This is a genomic window from Bacillus sp. JJ1474 (assembly GCF_036965225.1).
Taxonomy (GTDB): Bacteria; Bacillota; Bacilli; order Bacillales; family Cytobacillaceae; genus Cytobacillus.
Genome location: NZ_JBALPC010000079.1, coordinates 18,809 through 33,270, shown reverse-complemented (window position 1 = coordinate 33,270; position 14,462 = coordinate 18,809). Strand labels below are relative to the sequence as shown.

At 38.3% G+C, this 14,462-nt stretch carries 17 protein-coding genes; 16 read left to right on the top strand and 1 reads right to left on the bottom strand.

Translation table 11 applies throughout. From position 1 onward, the window contains the following. The first annotated feature begins 412 nt into the window (after window positions 1-412). The 6 genes from V7164_RS11920 to V7164_RS11895 are packed head-to-tail and all read left to right on the top strand — an operon-like array spanning window position 413 to window position 4,793. The gene (locus tag V7164_RS11920) at window positions 413-1,201 is read left to right on the top strand and encodes a hypothetical protein (protein WP_335354186.1); all 789 of its coding nucleotides are present in this window, start codon (window positions 413-415) and stop codon (window positions 1,199-1,201) included. Window positions 1,202-1,205: 4 nt separating this feature from the next. Continuing rightward, window positions 1,206-1,580, top strand: a complete 375-nt coding sequence (locus V7164_RS11915; RefSeq protein ID WP_335346547.1) for a GntR family transcriptional regulator — start codon at window positions 1,206-1,208, stop codon at window positions 1,578-1,580. Window position 1,581: 1 nt separating this feature from the next. After that, complete coding sequence (locus V7164_RS11910) at window positions 1,582-2,289, top strand: ABC transporter ATP-binding protein (RefSeq protein WP_335346544.1); 708 nt, start codon at window positions 1,582-1,584, stop codon at window positions 2,287-2,289. Next, entirely contained in the window at window positions 2,286-3,209 is a 924-nt protein-coding gene (locus V7164_RS11905; protein WP_335346543.1) for an ABC transporter ATP-binding protein, read from the top strand. The genes V7164_RS11910 and V7164_RS11905 overlap by 4 nt, the downstream gene beginning before the upstream one ends. After that, on the top strand, window positions 3,202-4,161 hold the full coding sequence (locus V7164_RS11900; RefSeq protein WP_335346542.1) for an ABC transporter permease: 960 nt from the start codon (window positions 3,202-3,204) through the stop codon (window positions 4,159-4,161). Before V7164_RS11905 ends, V7164_RS11900 begins: the two co-directional genes overlap by 8 nt. 20 nt (window positions 4,162-4,181) lie before the next feature. Beyond that, window positions 4,182-4,793 (top strand): CPBP family intramembrane glutamic endopeptidase, encoded by a 612-nt coding sequence (locus tag V7164_RS11895; RefSeq protein ID WP_335344436.1) that lies wholly within the window; start codon window positions 4,182-4,184, stop codon window positions 4,791-4,793. A 62-nt stretch (window positions 4,794-4,855) separates the two neighbouring features. Here V7164_RS11895 and V7164_RS11890 read toward each other — a convergent pair whose 3' ends face one another. After that, entirely contained in the window at window positions 4,856-6,115 is a 1,260-nt protein-coding gene (locus tag V7164_RS11890) for a replication-associated recombination protein A (protein WP_335344451.1), read from the bottom strand. A 177-nt stretch (window positions 6,116-6,292) separates the two neighbouring features. Between V7164_RS11890 and V7164_RS11885 the strand changes: the two genes are divergently transcribed. The 10 genes from V7164_RS11885 to V7164_RS11840 all read left to right on the top strand — a co-directional run bounded on the left by V7164_RS11885 (window position 6,293) and on the right by V7164_RS11840 (window position 14,385). Beyond that, on the top strand, window positions 6,293-6,967 hold the full coding sequence (locus V7164_RS11885; protein ID WP_438824082.1) for a YczE/YyaS/YitT family protein: 675 nt from the start codon (window positions 6,293-6,295) through the stop codon (window positions 6,965-6,967). Next, window positions 6,967-7,386: a cysteine metabolism transcriptional regulator CymR gene (cymR, locus tag V7164_RS11880; protein WP_066293052.1), complete on the top strand. Its 420-nt coding sequence runs from the start codon at window positions 6,967-6,969 to the stop codon at window positions 7,384-7,386. The genes V7164_RS11885 and cymR overlap by 1 nt, the downstream gene beginning before the upstream one ends. Window positions 7,387-7,509: 123 nt before the next feature. Next, entirely contained in the window at window positions 7,510-8,652 is a 1,143-nt protein-coding gene (locus V7164_RS11875; RefSeq protein WP_335354185.1) for a cysteine desulfurase family protein, read from the top strand. 30 nt (window positions 8,653-8,682) lie between these two features. Beyond that, entirely contained in the window at window positions 8,683-9,798 is a 1,116-nt protein-coding gene (gene mnmA, locus V7164_RS11870) for a tRNA 2-thiouridine(34) synthase MnmA (protein WP_335354184.1), read from the top strand. Between the two features lie 124 nt (window positions 9,799-9,922). After that, on the top strand, window positions 9,923-10,582 hold the full coding sequence (locus V7164_RS11865; protein WP_335354183.1) for a tetratricopeptide repeat protein: 660 nt from the start codon (window positions 9,923-9,925) through the stop codon (window positions 10,580-10,582). A gap of 33 nt (window positions 10,583-10,615) precedes the next feature. Continuing rightward, a complete protein-coding gene (gene recD2, locus V7164_RS11860; RefSeq protein WP_335354182.1) occupies window positions 10,616-13,039 on the top strand; it encodes an SF1B family DNA helicase RecD2 in 2,424 nt (807 codons plus the stop codon). A 188-nt stretch (window positions 13,040-13,227) separates the two neighbouring features. Then, entirely contained in the window at window positions 13,228-13,398 is a 171-nt protein-coding gene (locus V7164_RS11855; protein ID WP_335344441.1) for a hypothetical protein, read from the top strand. Window positions 13,399-13,504: 106 nt separating this feature from the next. Continuing rightward, window positions 13,505-13,978, top strand: coding sequence for a PRC-barrel domain-containing protein (locus tag V7164_RS11850; RefSeq protein ID WP_335354181.1), 474 nt, complete (start codon window positions 13,505-13,507; stop codon window positions 13,976-13,978). A 12-nt stretch (window positions 13,979-13,990) separates the two neighbouring features. Beyond that, entirely contained in the window at window positions 13,991-14,182 is a 192-nt protein-coding gene (locus V7164_RS11845) for a hypothetical protein (RefSeq protein ID WP_335354180.1), read from the top strand. 80 nt (window positions 14,183-14,262) lie between these two features. Continuing rightward, window positions 14,263-14,385 carry a DUF3918 family protein gene (locus V7164_RS11840; RefSeq protein ID WP_335354188.1) on the top strand — a complete coding sequence of 41 codons (123 nt, stop codon included), beginning with the start codon at window positions 14,263-14,265 and terminating at the stop codon, window positions 14,383-14,385. The last annotated feature ends 77 nt before the right edge of the window (window positions 14,386-14,462 follow it).

The window sequence follows — 14,462 nt, the reverse complement described above, 5'->3', positions numbered from 1 at the left end:
AAAGTTTAACATAAATATCCAATTACCCTTTAAAAAAATCACTCTAATTTAATTGAGTGGTTTGAATTAAAATAAATTTATCAACTTTAACACATATTTCGTAGACTGTCTGTTGTCCAACAAATTGTTGTTAATTACAGTGTGAATTATAATGCTAATTTGACTGCTAAAATGCATAAACCCTTATATATCAACAAATAAAAAGAATCCAATTCATATGCGAATTGGATTCCCAATTATACTGCTATTTATTGTTTTGCACCTCTCAACCGAACCCATTAGCTTATGTTGGGCTTTTTTTATTGGCTGAATAGCCCATTTTTCTAAAAATTAGTAAAAAGCATTGACTAATTAATTCGTACCAGTGTATTATTTGACTAGTACACCGGAACACTCATACAGGAGGGGAACTATGTTAGCATTTAAAGGCTTAATCATAAAAGAAATTAAATTGACTAAAAGCTGGTTTATGGTAGGGATTGGGATATTATTTTTTTCTTTCATTGCAGGTATAGGGTTAATGCATTACTTTGAAGAGTCTGTTATTTTTCCTATCATTTCCATCATGATTGTCGTTGGCCATGTTTTTTATTTGCCAGCATACTTAATAAATTCACTTAATATCGAAGGTCATTCACAACTTTGGCTGCACAATCCTAATCATGGTGTAAAGCTTTTCCTTGCTAAGCTTTCAGCAGGAACGGTTTATTTTCTTATTTCGTTTTCAATTGCCTTACTTATTGCAGATTGGCAAGTAAATCATTCCACCTATGCAGAAAGCTTTAATCAATTTGCTGGAGAACCTTTGCCTAATCTTGGCTTTATTGGATTGGCCCTTGCTTTAATCTCGATTTATTTAGGTATATGGGTGTTATTTTACTGGTCCTTATATCACTCAATAAAAGGAGTTCCATCACTTAAGCCATTTCGTTGGCCAATCCTAATCGGGATATGGGTTGTTTTAACTGCAGCTAGTAATTATATTCAAAACCTCCCTTTTTATAAAAAGTTTATAAATATAGGTGTTATCCAGTTAGCTCCAATGAAAACTTTAAAGTTTGAAGCGGAAAAAACCTCTGCATCAGCAGGATTAGTAGATACGGCTGAAATATCAATTATGAACGGAATTATGTATACAGTTGTAGCCGTCATCGTTTTTCTCATCGCAGTTTGGCTATTAGAACGGAAAGTGGAGGTGTAGTGTGTTGGGAGAAGAATTCCAAGCATCGAAGCCAATATATATGCAAATCGTTGATAAAATAAATCAGCAAATCATTAGAGGGGAGTTATTGCCTGGAAATAAGCTTCCCTCTGTCCGTGAAATGGCGATACAAACAGGTGTTAATCCAAATACAATTCAACGAACCTATAGTGAGCTAGAAAGGATGGAAATTGTGGAGACGAAACGCGGGCAAGGAACATTTGTAACTGAAAATACAAATCTAATAAAGGAATTAAAAGGCAAACTGCAAATGGATATAATTGAAGCCTTCTTTACTAATATGAAGGAGCTTGGCTTTTCAGAAGAAGAAATGGTTTCCGGCTTAGAGTTTTTTATAAAGGGAAGGCGGGGTGATTAGGATGATTGAATTTCAGCATGTAACGAAAAAGTATGGACGTGAACTTGGTTTAGATGATGTTTCCATTAAGCTTGAAAGCGGGAAAATATATGGCTTGCTTGGTCCTAACGGAAGCGGCAAATCTACAACATTGAAGATGATTGCCGGTCTTGTACTCCCATCTGCTGGGAAGGTAATTGTGAATGGGCAAGCATCTGATCGAAGAATTGCGGGAAGTGTAGCCTATTTGTCGGAACTTGATATGTTCTACCAGTCTTTTAAGGTAAAGGATATGATCAATTTTTATGCTACACAGTTTGCAGATTTTCGAATGGAACGGGCGGAAGAATTACTCCAATTTATGAACTTGGATCCGAATAAAAAAATTAAGCAGTTGTCAAAAGGAAACCGCGGCCGTTTAAAGCTTGTTCTTGCTTTAGCAAGGGAAGCATCTGTATTGCTGTTAGATGAACCTTTTTCTGGCCTTGATCCAATGGTAAGGGATTCAATCGTAAAGGGATTGCTCTCTTATATTGATTTTGAAAACCAAATCGTGATTATCGCTACACATGAAATTGATGAAATTGAGCCTTTACTTGATGAAGTGCTTGCTATTCAAAATGGGAAAATAATCGCCCGTCATCATGTAGAGGAATTGAGAGAAACTGAAGGTCTTTCCATCATTGAATGGATGAAAAAGACATTTTCGGATGGGAGGGAAAGTAATTGAAAGCCATTGTGGAAATTCAAAACGTAACAAAAACCATTAAAGGCAGAACAATCATTGATTCTCTGAGCTTTAATGTGAATAAAGGAGAAGTGTTTGGTTTTCTTGGACCAAACGGTGCCGGAAAGACAACCACCATTCGGATGATAGTGGGGTTAATTGGGATTACATCTGGTGATATCAAAATCCTCGGCCACAGTATCAAAACAGATTTTGAAAAAGCCATTACTCATGTAGGTGCCATTGTTGAGAACCCTGAAATGTATAAATTTATGAGCGGATATCAGAACCTTGTCCATTATGCAAGAATGTCTAAGGGAGTAACGAAGGAAAAAATAAATGAGACTGTTGAGCTTGTCGGTCTGACAGATAGAATCCATGACAAGGTGAAAACTTATTCTCTCGGGATGAGACAAAGATTAGGACTTGCTCAATGCCTTCTCCATGATCCAAAGGTATTAATTCTTGATGAGCCGACCAATGGATTAGACCCGGCCGGAATAAGGGAGATCAGGGATCATCTAAGAATGCTTGCCAGGGAAAGGGATATGGCAGTTATCGTATCAAGCCACCTTTTATCTGAAATGGAAATGATGTGTGACCGTATCGGCATTATCCAAAAAGGAAAGCTCATTGATGTACAGCTTATGAGCGATTTTGTCCAAGGGAATGAAAAGGTTTATGAGATTGAAGTCGATGAAAAGGAGAAAGCAAGTTTTGTAATAAGGGAGTTATACTCTGATCTACAGGTGCAGCTGATTGAGAATGGCATTGCGGTTCCGTTAAAAAGAGAGGCTGTTCCAGTTATAGTAAAAGAGCTTGTTAATAATGAAATACAAATTTATGGAATAAAAGAGATGACAAAAACACTAGAAGATCGATTCCTAGAAGTGACTTCCAAGGAGGTGGTTGAGCATGTTTAGACTAATACAAAATGAATGGATGAAAATATTTAAGCGTCCAGGGACGTATGTCATGATTGGAATTCTCCTTTTAGTCACAACGATAGCTGGCGGCTTTATTAAATATCAGGAAACGAAAGGGTCTGTACCGGATAACACAGAATGGAAAAGAGGACTACAAGTTCAGAATGACAGTTATAAAAAGCAGTTAGAAGAAATGGGCAGTTCAGCACCTAGAGAAATGAAGGATCATTATGAAAGAGAAATAGCGATCAATACGTATCGAATCGACCATGATATTTCTCCGAATGAAGATTATTCAGTCTGGGGATTTGTGATTGATGCTTCCCAGACAATTGAATTTGTTGGCTTATTTACAATCATTATTGCAGCAGGAATTGTCGCAAGTGAATTTAATTGGGGAACCATTAAGCTGTTATTAATCAGACCGATAAAAAGAGGAAAGATTTTACTGGCAAAGTATTTAACAGTTTTGATATTCGGTTTATTTACCCTTCTTCTATTGTTCGTCTACTCAGCAGGTCTAGGAGCGATTCTATTCGGATTGCCAGAACACCCTACCCCATATTTAAACTATTTTAACGGGAAAGTGTCTGAACAAAGCATGCTTGCTCATTTAATTTCTTATTACGGTCTTAAATCAATCAATATGCTGATGCTTGCTACGATGGCCTTTATGATTTCAGCAGCATTTAGAAATAGTTCCCTAGCGATTGGGTTATCCTTATTCCTTTTATTCATGGGGGGACAGGTGACTAGACTTATTTCAATGAAGTATGAATGGGCGAAATATTTATTATTTGCAAACACTGATTTACTGCAATATTTTGAAGGATCTCCAATGGTTGAAGGAATGACATTAGGCTTCTCTGTCATCATGTTAGTTTTATATTTCGCATTATTTCAAGCAGTGGCTTTCTACGTATTCAAGAAAAGGGATGTAGCTGCTTAAAGTATATAGGAGGTTATCTTATGCAAATAATAAATTCTCTTATTACTGCAATTTTACAAGTATCGCTACTCTCAATCATCCCCTTTATTTGGTGGTTGATTTTTGGCAGGAAAGAAACGAGTTTTTTTAGATGGGTAGGTTTTAAAAAGCCTATTATTCATAACAAAAGGAAATATGTGATTACATTTATAGCTACAATAATATTTTTATCCATTCCGTCATTTATTATTATCCCCTATTTTGTTGACCAATCAGTTTTGGCAACAGCCCAATTTTCTGGAAAGGGCATCGATGCATTAATTCCAGCTTTAATCTATGCTTTTTTACAGACGGGATTATCAGAGGAAGTTTTTTTTAGAGGATTTTTTATGAAAAGATTAGTTCACAAATTTGGATTACAAGTCGGAAATGGAGTACAAAGTTTATTATTTGGGCTTCTGCATGGGATTTTGCTTTTTTCTTACGCAGGTTTTTGGGGGACAGTTATTATCACACTCATTACAGGAATAGCTGGTTGGTTAATGGGGTGGTTAAATGAGAAGCAATCAGAGGGCTCTATTGTGTCAAGCTGGCTGCTTCATGGCTGTGCAAACACTTTAGCATCCATCATAGTCATGTTTAATATTCTTTAGGATAAAAAGGCCGATAAATAAAAAAAGATGAAATCAAAAAAATAGCTGATTTCATCTTTTTTTTACTTTTGGAGATTAGAGTAAATGACAGATATAGCCTGCTCAAATTTGCCGGTTTTCTTTGGCTGGTAATAAACTTTATTTTTAATATTATTAGGAAGGTATTGCTGCTTAACCCAGCCACCTTCATAATCGTGGGGATATTTATAATCAATGCCTCTGCCAAGTTCTTTTGCCCCTTTGTAATGGGCATCCTTAAGGTGATCTGGAACTTCCCCGCTAATGCCATGCCTAATGTCGGCAAGAGCCGCATCGATAGCCATTATCGCTGAGTTTGATTTCGGTGATAAGCATAATTCAATAACTGCATTGGCAAGTGGTATTCTCCCTTCTGGAAAACCAACTCTTTCCGCGGTTTCAATCGCCGCCAACGTTCTTGCACCGGCTTGAGGTGAAGCAAGTCCTATATCTTCATAGGCGATTACTAGTAATCGTCTGCTAATGCTTTGTAAATCCCCTGCTTCAATTAATCTTCCTAAATAGTGCAAAGCGGCATTGACATCGCTTCCCCGGATCGATTTCTGAAATGCAGAGAGAACATCGTAATGAGCATCCCCATCTTTATCATGAGTTAAGCTTTTTCGCTGCATGCATTCTTCAGCTGCCGCTAAATCAATTTGGATGATGTTTTCGCTATTAGGTTCAGTTGATAAAACAGCCAGCTCTAAAGCATTTAACGAGCTTCTTACATCTCCGTTCGAGGCAGTTGAGAAATGCGTAAGTGCCTCTTCTGTTACCTGAACATGTTTTTCTCCTAATCCTCGCTCCTTATCTTCGATTGCTCGGAGCAAGGCCTCTTTAATATTTTCAACTGATAAAGGCTTTAATTCAAAAATTTGACAGCGGCTGCGGATCGCTGGATTAATGGCATGATAAGGGTTGCTTGTCGTGGCACCAATTAATGTAATCATCCCATTTTCTAAAAAAGGGAGAAGGAAATCTTGCTTCCCTTTATCTAACCTGTGTACTTCGTCAAGGAGCAGTATCACTTTTCCGGACATTTTTGCCTCGGCAGCAACGATTTCCATATCTTTTTTATTATTCGTAACAGCATTTAAGTTTCGAAAAGCGAAACGGGTGCTTCCGGCAATTGCACTGGCAATGGATGTTTTGCCTATTCCAGGAGGTCCGTATAAAATCATCGAGCTCAGCTGTTTAGCTTTCACCATTCGATTAATAATTTTTCCTTCTGCTACAAGATGCTCTTGCCCAATGATTTCTTCGATCGTCCGCGGTCTCATTCGGAATGCTAATGGCTTTATATTCAATTTCATCACTCCAAAACTTCTAATCCAATTAACGAAGGAACAATATTAATAAACATACCATAATTATAGGAATCACAAAATGATTATCATTATTAAATATGCTATAATAACAAAAGTCTATCTATATACTAAGAATAAGCTTAACTTATGGGGAGAAATGGACAGGTGAACATGAAAAAAAGGGGTCAAATAGGGTCAAGATTCATTGTTTTTATAGTAGGGCTGCTCGTAATGACTCTTGGGGTTGTGCTGTTAATTCTTGCTGATTTAGGTGCAACACCATGGGATGTCCTTCATGTAGGCTTATACTATCAATTCGGGCTTACTATTGGAAGCTGGTCTATAATTATCGGATTCGCCATTTTGGCTTTATCATCTATTATTTTAAAGGAGTTCCCGAAAATGGGTACTTTTTTAAATATGGTTTTATTTGGTTTATTTGTGGATTTTTATTTTATGCTCCCATTTATGCAAACCCCATCCTCACTTACAGGGAAAATCATGATGTTTATCTGCGGAATTATTACTTGCTGTTACGGAATGGGCATTTATATTTCGGCACAATTTGGGGCAGGTCCAAGGGATAGCCTCATGATTGCTTTAACATCAAAAACAGGCTGGAAAGTTGCCCATGCTAGGCTTTGTATGGAAATTGTTGTGCTATTAATTGGCTGGCAGCTCGGAGGACCTGTTTTTTGGGGAACAATTGTTATCGGAATTTCAATTGGTCCAATTGCAGGTATTGCTTTGCCGCAATGCCAAAAAGTGACGGATCGATTTTTAGTTAAAATGAAAGGGAAAAATGCAGTGACTGCTATAAATGATAAAGATAGAGGTGTTATTTAATGAAAATATCGACAAAAGGCCGCTATGGTTTAACGATTATGATGGAATTGGCTAAAAAGCATGGAGAAGGTCCTATTTCTTTAAAATCGATTGCTCAGACGAATGATCTTTCTGAACATTATTTGGAACAGCTAATTGCTCCTTTACGGAATGCAGGCTTAGTAAAGAGTATTCGAGGAGCTTATGGCGGATATATTTTGGGAGATCTTCCAGCAAATATAACATCAGGAGACATTATACGTGTCTTGGAAGGTCCGATAAGTCCTGTAGAAGGAATTGAAGACGAGGAGCCAGCGAAGAAACATCTTTGGATGAGAATACGTGATGCAGTGAAAGATGTGCTGGATAATACAACACTTGAAGATCTAGCTAATTATAAAGATGATGGAGATACAGACGGCTATATGTTTTATATTTAAGAGTAAAAATGTAGCTGTAGCTTAAATATTTACGAAAGCAGCGGATTCATTTGCGAAGCAACGGATATATCCAAAAAGTCGCAGATAATAGCTAAGGAGTATAAAATTAAGAAGGTGAAAAATTTGGAGCGGATTTACGTTGATCATGCAGCAACTTCTCCGATGCACCCAAAGGTAATTGATAAAATGATGGAGGTTATGAATGCTGAATTTGGCAATCCTTCCAGTATTCATTCTTTTGGCCGAGGTGCCCGCCATATTATCGATGAGGCTCGGGAAGAAATTGCGAAGAGTATCGGGGCAAAAGCGAATGAAATCATTTTTACGAGCGGAGGAACAGAAGCGGATAACCATGCAATTTTTGGCGTTGCCCATTCTAGTCAGCATAAAGGAAAACATATTATTACAACCCAAATTGAGCATCACGCTGTCCTTCATACTTGCGAGCAGCTGAAGAATCTTGGGTTTGAAATTACTTACTTGCCAGTTGATCAAGAGGGGAGAATTTCTTTAGCGGATCTCGAGAAAGCCTTAAGAGATGATACAATTCTTGTAACGATTATGTACGGCAATAATGAGGTTGGAACGATACAGCCAATAAAGGAAATTGGCCAAATCTTAAAAGAACATCCTGCGATATTTCATACAGATGCAGTTCAGGCATATGGTCTTGAAAAAATCAATGTCAAGGAATGCGGAATTGATTTAATGTCCGTTTCGGCACATAAGATGAATGGACCAAAAGGGATTGGATTCTTATATGCAAATACAGATATTAAACTCGCACCACGGCTTTTTGGCGGTGAGCAGGAAAGAAAAAGACGAGCTGGTACTGAAAATGTGCCGTCCATTGCCGGATTTTTGGAGGCTGTACAAATCTCTCAGCAGGAGATGGAAACGAAGAAGGAAGAATACCTGAAGTTTAAGTCTGCTTTTATGAAAAAGCTCTTAGATCAACATATAGAGTTTATACAAAACGGATCGCTTGATTTTTCTTTGCCTCATGTTTTAAACTTAAGCTTTCCCGGAACGAATGTTGAAGCAATGCTTGTGAATCTTGATTTAGCAGGCATTGGTGCATCTAGCGGCTCGGCCTGTACAGCAGGCTCGATCGATCCATCACATGTTCTTGTGGCCATGTTTGGCAAGGATGATCCGCGCATTCAAAATTCCATTCGTTTTAGTTTTGGCCTATTCAATACTTTGGAACAAATTGAAAAGGTTGCGGAAGAAACAGGAAGAATCGTTAAGCGATTAACAACATAGAAACTTTGTATAGAAGCGTGGTGAAATTACATGAAAAAAGAGCCTAAAGATACAAGGGTAGTTATTGGGATGTCAGGCGGTGTAGACTCATCAGTTGCAGCCCTATTGTTAAAACAACAAGGGTATGATGTCATTGGGATTTTTATGAAAAACTGGGATGACACAGATGCAAACGGTGTTTGTACAGCAACTGAGGATTATAATGATGTCATTCGCGTCTGCAATCAAATTGGGATACCTTATTATGCTGTTAACTTTGAAAAGCAATATTGGGATAAGGTATTTACCTATTTTCTAGATGAGTATAAAGCTGGTCGGACTCCGAACCCTGATGTCATGTGCAATAAAGAAATTAAATTTAAAGCTTTTCTTGAGCATGCTATGAAGCTCGGTGCTGATTACTTGGCGACAGGACATTATGCGAGAGTCGATTTCCGCGATGGAGAATATAAAATGCTTCGAGGCATTGATGAGAATAAGGATCAAACGTATTTCCTAAACCAGCTTGGACAGGCGCAGCTAGAAAAAGTCATGTTCCCGATTGGCGATATTGAAAAGTCTAGGGTCAGGGAAATTGCTATTGAGGCAAATCTTGCTACAGCGACAAAGAAGGATAGTACAGGAATATGCTTTATTGGCGAACGAAATTTCAAGGAATTCCTTGGAGGTTATTTACCAGCTCAGCCTGGCAATATGGAAACCTTCGATGGCAAAGTAATGGGAAAACATGATGGTCTGATGTATTATACAATTGGCCAGCGGCATGGATTAGGCATCGGTGGAGCGGGTGATCCTTGGTTTGCAATTGGAAAGGACTTGAAGAGAAATGTTCTGATTGTCGGTCAAGGGTTCCACAATGAAAAGCTCTATTCTCACTCTATTACAGCCGTAAACATTGGCTGGGTATCGGACAAAGACAAGCCGAAAACTTTTAAATGTACAGCTAAATTTAGATACCGTCAGCCTGATAACGATGTAACTGTTGAGCTGCTTGGGGATGACAAAGTAAGAGTCATTTTTGATGAACCGATTAGAGCGATAACTCCTGGACAGGCAGTAGTTTTTTATCATGGAGATGAGTGCCTAGGCGGCGGAACGATTGATGAAGTATTCAAAGACGGAAAGCGACTTGATTATGTCGGATAAATTAGTCTAATCATGAAGTAAGGGCTCTTTCGGTTCTGTTAAAACAGAGTCGATGAGCCCTTTTTTCTCGTTTGAAACTTTAAAGAATATGCTATACTTCTAAATGGAACGGAGTGAATTTAATATGGATATAAACCAATTAGGTATTCAATATATGGAAGAAGGAAAATGGGAAGAGGCGGCAACGGTATTTATGGAAGCCATTGAAGAAAATCCTTCAGACCCGACCTCTTATATTAATTTTGGCAATGTCTTATCCGTTGTAGGTGAAACGGAAAAAGCATTAAAGTTTTATGAAAAAGCAATTAAGTTGGATGAAAATGCGGCTGCAGCCTATTATAGTGCAGGAAACCTGCAATACGATCTTCAAAATTTTCAAGAAGCAAAGAATATGTTTGAAACCGCGATGAAAAAGGGAATGGAATCCGGTGATAATTATTTTATGCTTGGATTATCTTTAATAGCGATGGAACAAGGAAAATTAGCCTTGCCCTATTTACAAAGAAGCACAGAATTAAATGAAAATGATGCTGAAGCATTGTTTCAATATGGCTTATGCTTGGCTCAAGAAAACTTTATCGATGAATCTATTATTCAGCTTAAGAAATGTATTCAAATCGATCCGAACCATTCAGATGCTTATTATAATCTTGGTGTCGCATATGGATTCAAGGAAGAGGAAGAACAAGCACTGCATTATTTCGAAAAAGCACTAGAAATTCAGCCAGACCATCTATTGGCAGGATACGGCAAAAAGTTAATTGAAAAAGGAACGGCTCAATAGGAAATTGAAGTATGGGGGAAAGGAGGCAGAGCGATGGATAAGCAGGAGTTGCAGGGGACTTTAGATTTATTTTCGGAACAGGAAAAGAAGTATATGAAAGGCAGGCATCTTGTAACCATTTTTCATAATGAACAAAATTTATATACGGTTTTACGGATTCGAGTGGACGAAACGAATCATCATTATGAAGATAAAGAAGCAGTTATTACAGGATATTTTCCGAAAATGCATGAGCAGGAAACATATATTTTTTACGGAGATTTGAAAGAACACCCTAAATTTGGAGTTCAGCTTCATGCTAGCCATTATCGCAAAGATATCCCTCAGACTAAACAGGGCGTTGTTAATTACCTTTCCAGTGAATTATTTAAAGGCATCGGTAAAAAAACAGCCGAAAATATCGTTGAAATATTGGGAGAAAATGCAATAACTAGAATTCTAAATGAACCGTCCCTTCTTGATGGAATCCCAAAACTGCCTCCTGAAAAAGCGAAGTCCTTATACGATACACTCATGCAGCATCAAGGCATTGAGCAGGCCATGATTGCTTTAAATCAATATGGATTTGGTCCTCAGATATCCATGAGGATCTACCAAGTCTATAAAGAGATGACGATCGAAACAATCCAGAAAAACCCTTATCAGCTCGTTGAGGATATCGAGGGAATTGGATTTGGCAGGGCAGACGAGCTTGGATATAAGCTCGGAATATCGGGCAATCACCCAGCAAGAATTAGAGCAGCTTGCCTTTACATATTAGAAATGGAAAGCATGCAGGCTGGGCATGTATACGTAGAAGCAAGGGATCTTCTTCAAAGCACGCAAAGACTTTTAGAGGAAAATAAGCGAGATGAAATTGAATTCAATGATATTTCCAAAGAAGTTATAAAGCTTCAAGAAGAGGGGAAAATCATGGTCGAGGAGCAAAGGCTGTATTTGCCTTCCCTTTATTTTTCTGAAAAAGGACTTGTTACAAATATTAAACGATTATTGAAGCAAACTCAATATCATGAACAATTCCCGGAATCTGAGTTTCTTCTGGCTCTTGGAAAATTAGAAGAACGTCTAAAGGTTCAATATGCGCCGACACAGAAAGAGGCAATCCAAACGGCGCTTATGTCTCCGATGCTAATACTAACGGGTGGCCCAGGTACAGGAAAAACAACAGTTATTAAAGGAATTGTTGAATTATATGCGGAACTGCATGGTTGTTCATTAGATCCTAAAGATTACAAGAAGGAGGAGCCCTTCCCATTTCTCTTAGCAGCACCAACAGGAAGGGCAGCTAAGAGAATGGCGGAATCCACAGGCTTGCCTGCAGTCACTATTCACAGACTGCTTGGGTGGAATGGAACAGAGGGATTCGATCGTGGTGAAGAAAATTTATTGGAGGGTAAAATCTTAATCGTGGATGAAACCTCCATGGTTGATATTTGGCTAGCCAATCAGCTCTTCAAGGCCCTTCCGGAAAATTTGCAAGTGATCTTAGTTGGGGATGAGGATCAGCTTCCATCAGTGGGACCGGGCCAGGTTCTAAAGGATTTGCTGCAGTCTGAGAGAATTCCTACTGTTCGGTTAACTGACATATACCGTCAAGCTGAAGGATCTTCGATAATCGAGCTTGCCCATGAAATGAAAAAGGGAAAGCTTTCGATGAATGTGACCGCACAGCAAGCCGACAGATCATTTTTTCAATGCAGTCCAGGGCAAATCGCAACTGTCGTAGAAAAAGTTGTTTTAAATGCTAAGAAAAAGGGATATACAGCAAAGGATATTCAGGTTTTAGCACCGATGTACAGGGGTCCAGCTGGAATTGATAAGCTGAATGAAATTCTTCAGGAGATTTTCAATCCGAATCCTGACGGAAGTCGAAAAGAGCTTGCGTTTGGGGATGTTAAATACCGTATAGGCGATAAAGTTCTCCAGCTTGTCAATCAGCCTGAAAGTCATGTTTTTAACGGGGATATGGGTGAAATTATTTCTATTTTATATGCAAAGGAAAATACGGAAAAACAGGATATGATTATTGTGTCTTTTGATGGAACAGAAGTAACTTATACTCGTCAAGACTTAAATCAAATTACCCTTGCCTATTGCTGTTCTGTCCACAAATCACAGGGAAGTGAGTTTCCGATTGTGATTTTGCCTGTTGTGAAAAGTTATTATCGTATGCTGCGAAGAAATTTATTGTATACGGCTATTACCCGCAGTAAACAATTTCTCATATTATGTGGTGAAGAAGAAGCATTTAGATTAGGAGTTGAAAGAACAGATGAGCTCTCGAGGCTTACTACTCTAACTGAAAGGCTGCAGGAGACCATTTTGGACTCGTTTGCAGTTGATAAATCTGAAGCTGATGATGAACTTCCAACTTATGAAGTGCTAATGAAGGTAGATCCATTAATAGGAATGGAAAATATCACGCCGTATGATTTTATGGAAACCGAAAGAAGCTAAGGGAAGAGCAGTATAAAAGACTGTTCTTTCCTTAGCTTTTTATTTAGATATTGTCTAGCTACAGCGCCTACCCCCTCGAGGTCACAAGCCAATCCTCCCAGAAAGATAAAGAACACCTTTCCGGGAGGCTCGTCTTGTGCTTGTCGGGGGTGAGCGAGGCGCTTCCGCTTTTCTAATAAGGAGGTATTATGATGGGCAAATGGAATGAGGAAGCAGCTCCGAATAATAATATGACAGCGGTAGAAATTAAATCGTCTAAGCTTGCGATAGGTAAACAGGAAATGGAATTTTCTGAAGAGCTCTCCGATGCTGGGGAACGAAATGAAAGGTTTAATAAGCCGAGGTATAACAAGAAATAACAAATTTTCATATATGATTTTACTGGGGAGATTGGTAAGTGATACACCTTATTTTTAGATGAAAGAAAACGCAAACTATAAATGTTCCGGAAGGGTGGGACATCTTTTGCGGACATTTTCACTATTAAAAGGACTCCCAGTTATAGAAATAGAAAGTGGAACAAAAATTGGGGAAGTTTTTGATATAAGCATTTCAAGTGGTGGGGTCGTTACAGGCTTAATTGTTCGAAAGGGCGCTTTCTTCAAAAAATCTCTTTTACTTGAAGTGAAGAATGTTTCATCATTTGGATGGGATGGAGTCATGGTTGAAACCGAGCAGGTTCTTGAGCCGATAAAGAAATTGGATGAATACACCTTTGATAGCCAAAACCGGCTAATTGGGAAAATGATGATGACAAGAGAAGGGGAACGGCTAGGGTTATTAGAGGATGTATATTTTCAAGAAGAAGTGGGGACAATTGTAGGGTACGAACTATCGGATGGCTTTTTTTCAGATATGCTGGAAGGAAAACGCGTGGTAAAAACCGAGGCTCCCCCTGCAATTGGAAAGGACGCTATCATTGTTAACGTTAAAGAGTGAGGTGTCTGCTCCATGTTAAAATGTCCTAATTGCCAAAGTAAAGATATTGGAAAAATTGGAATCAGTCAATATTATTGCTGGGGCTGCTTTATTGAGCTAACCATATCTAATGGTGTAATTAATACCCATCAGGTTGAGGAAGATGGAACATTGAGTTCGCTTGATGATTTATTTGAAGAAGAAGAACGCCGATATCTTTCCTAAATGATGCTGACCCATCGTTGCAAACTAGCTGTTTAACAAAATAAACAATATATTGTAACGAGGTGATTGGATTGAAAAAAATGATAACTACAGCCATGGCATTCGGTGCTGGAATGGCTGCCTATAATCTTGTTCAAAGAAACAACCTAATGTCACAGCGTCAAATGAAAAAGCTGCAGAGAAGAATTACCAGACTATTTTAACTTGAGAGAGGCTAACACTTTATCGTGTTAGCCTCTTTTTTAGATGAATAATTTACACAATTTGCACGAAAAATAAA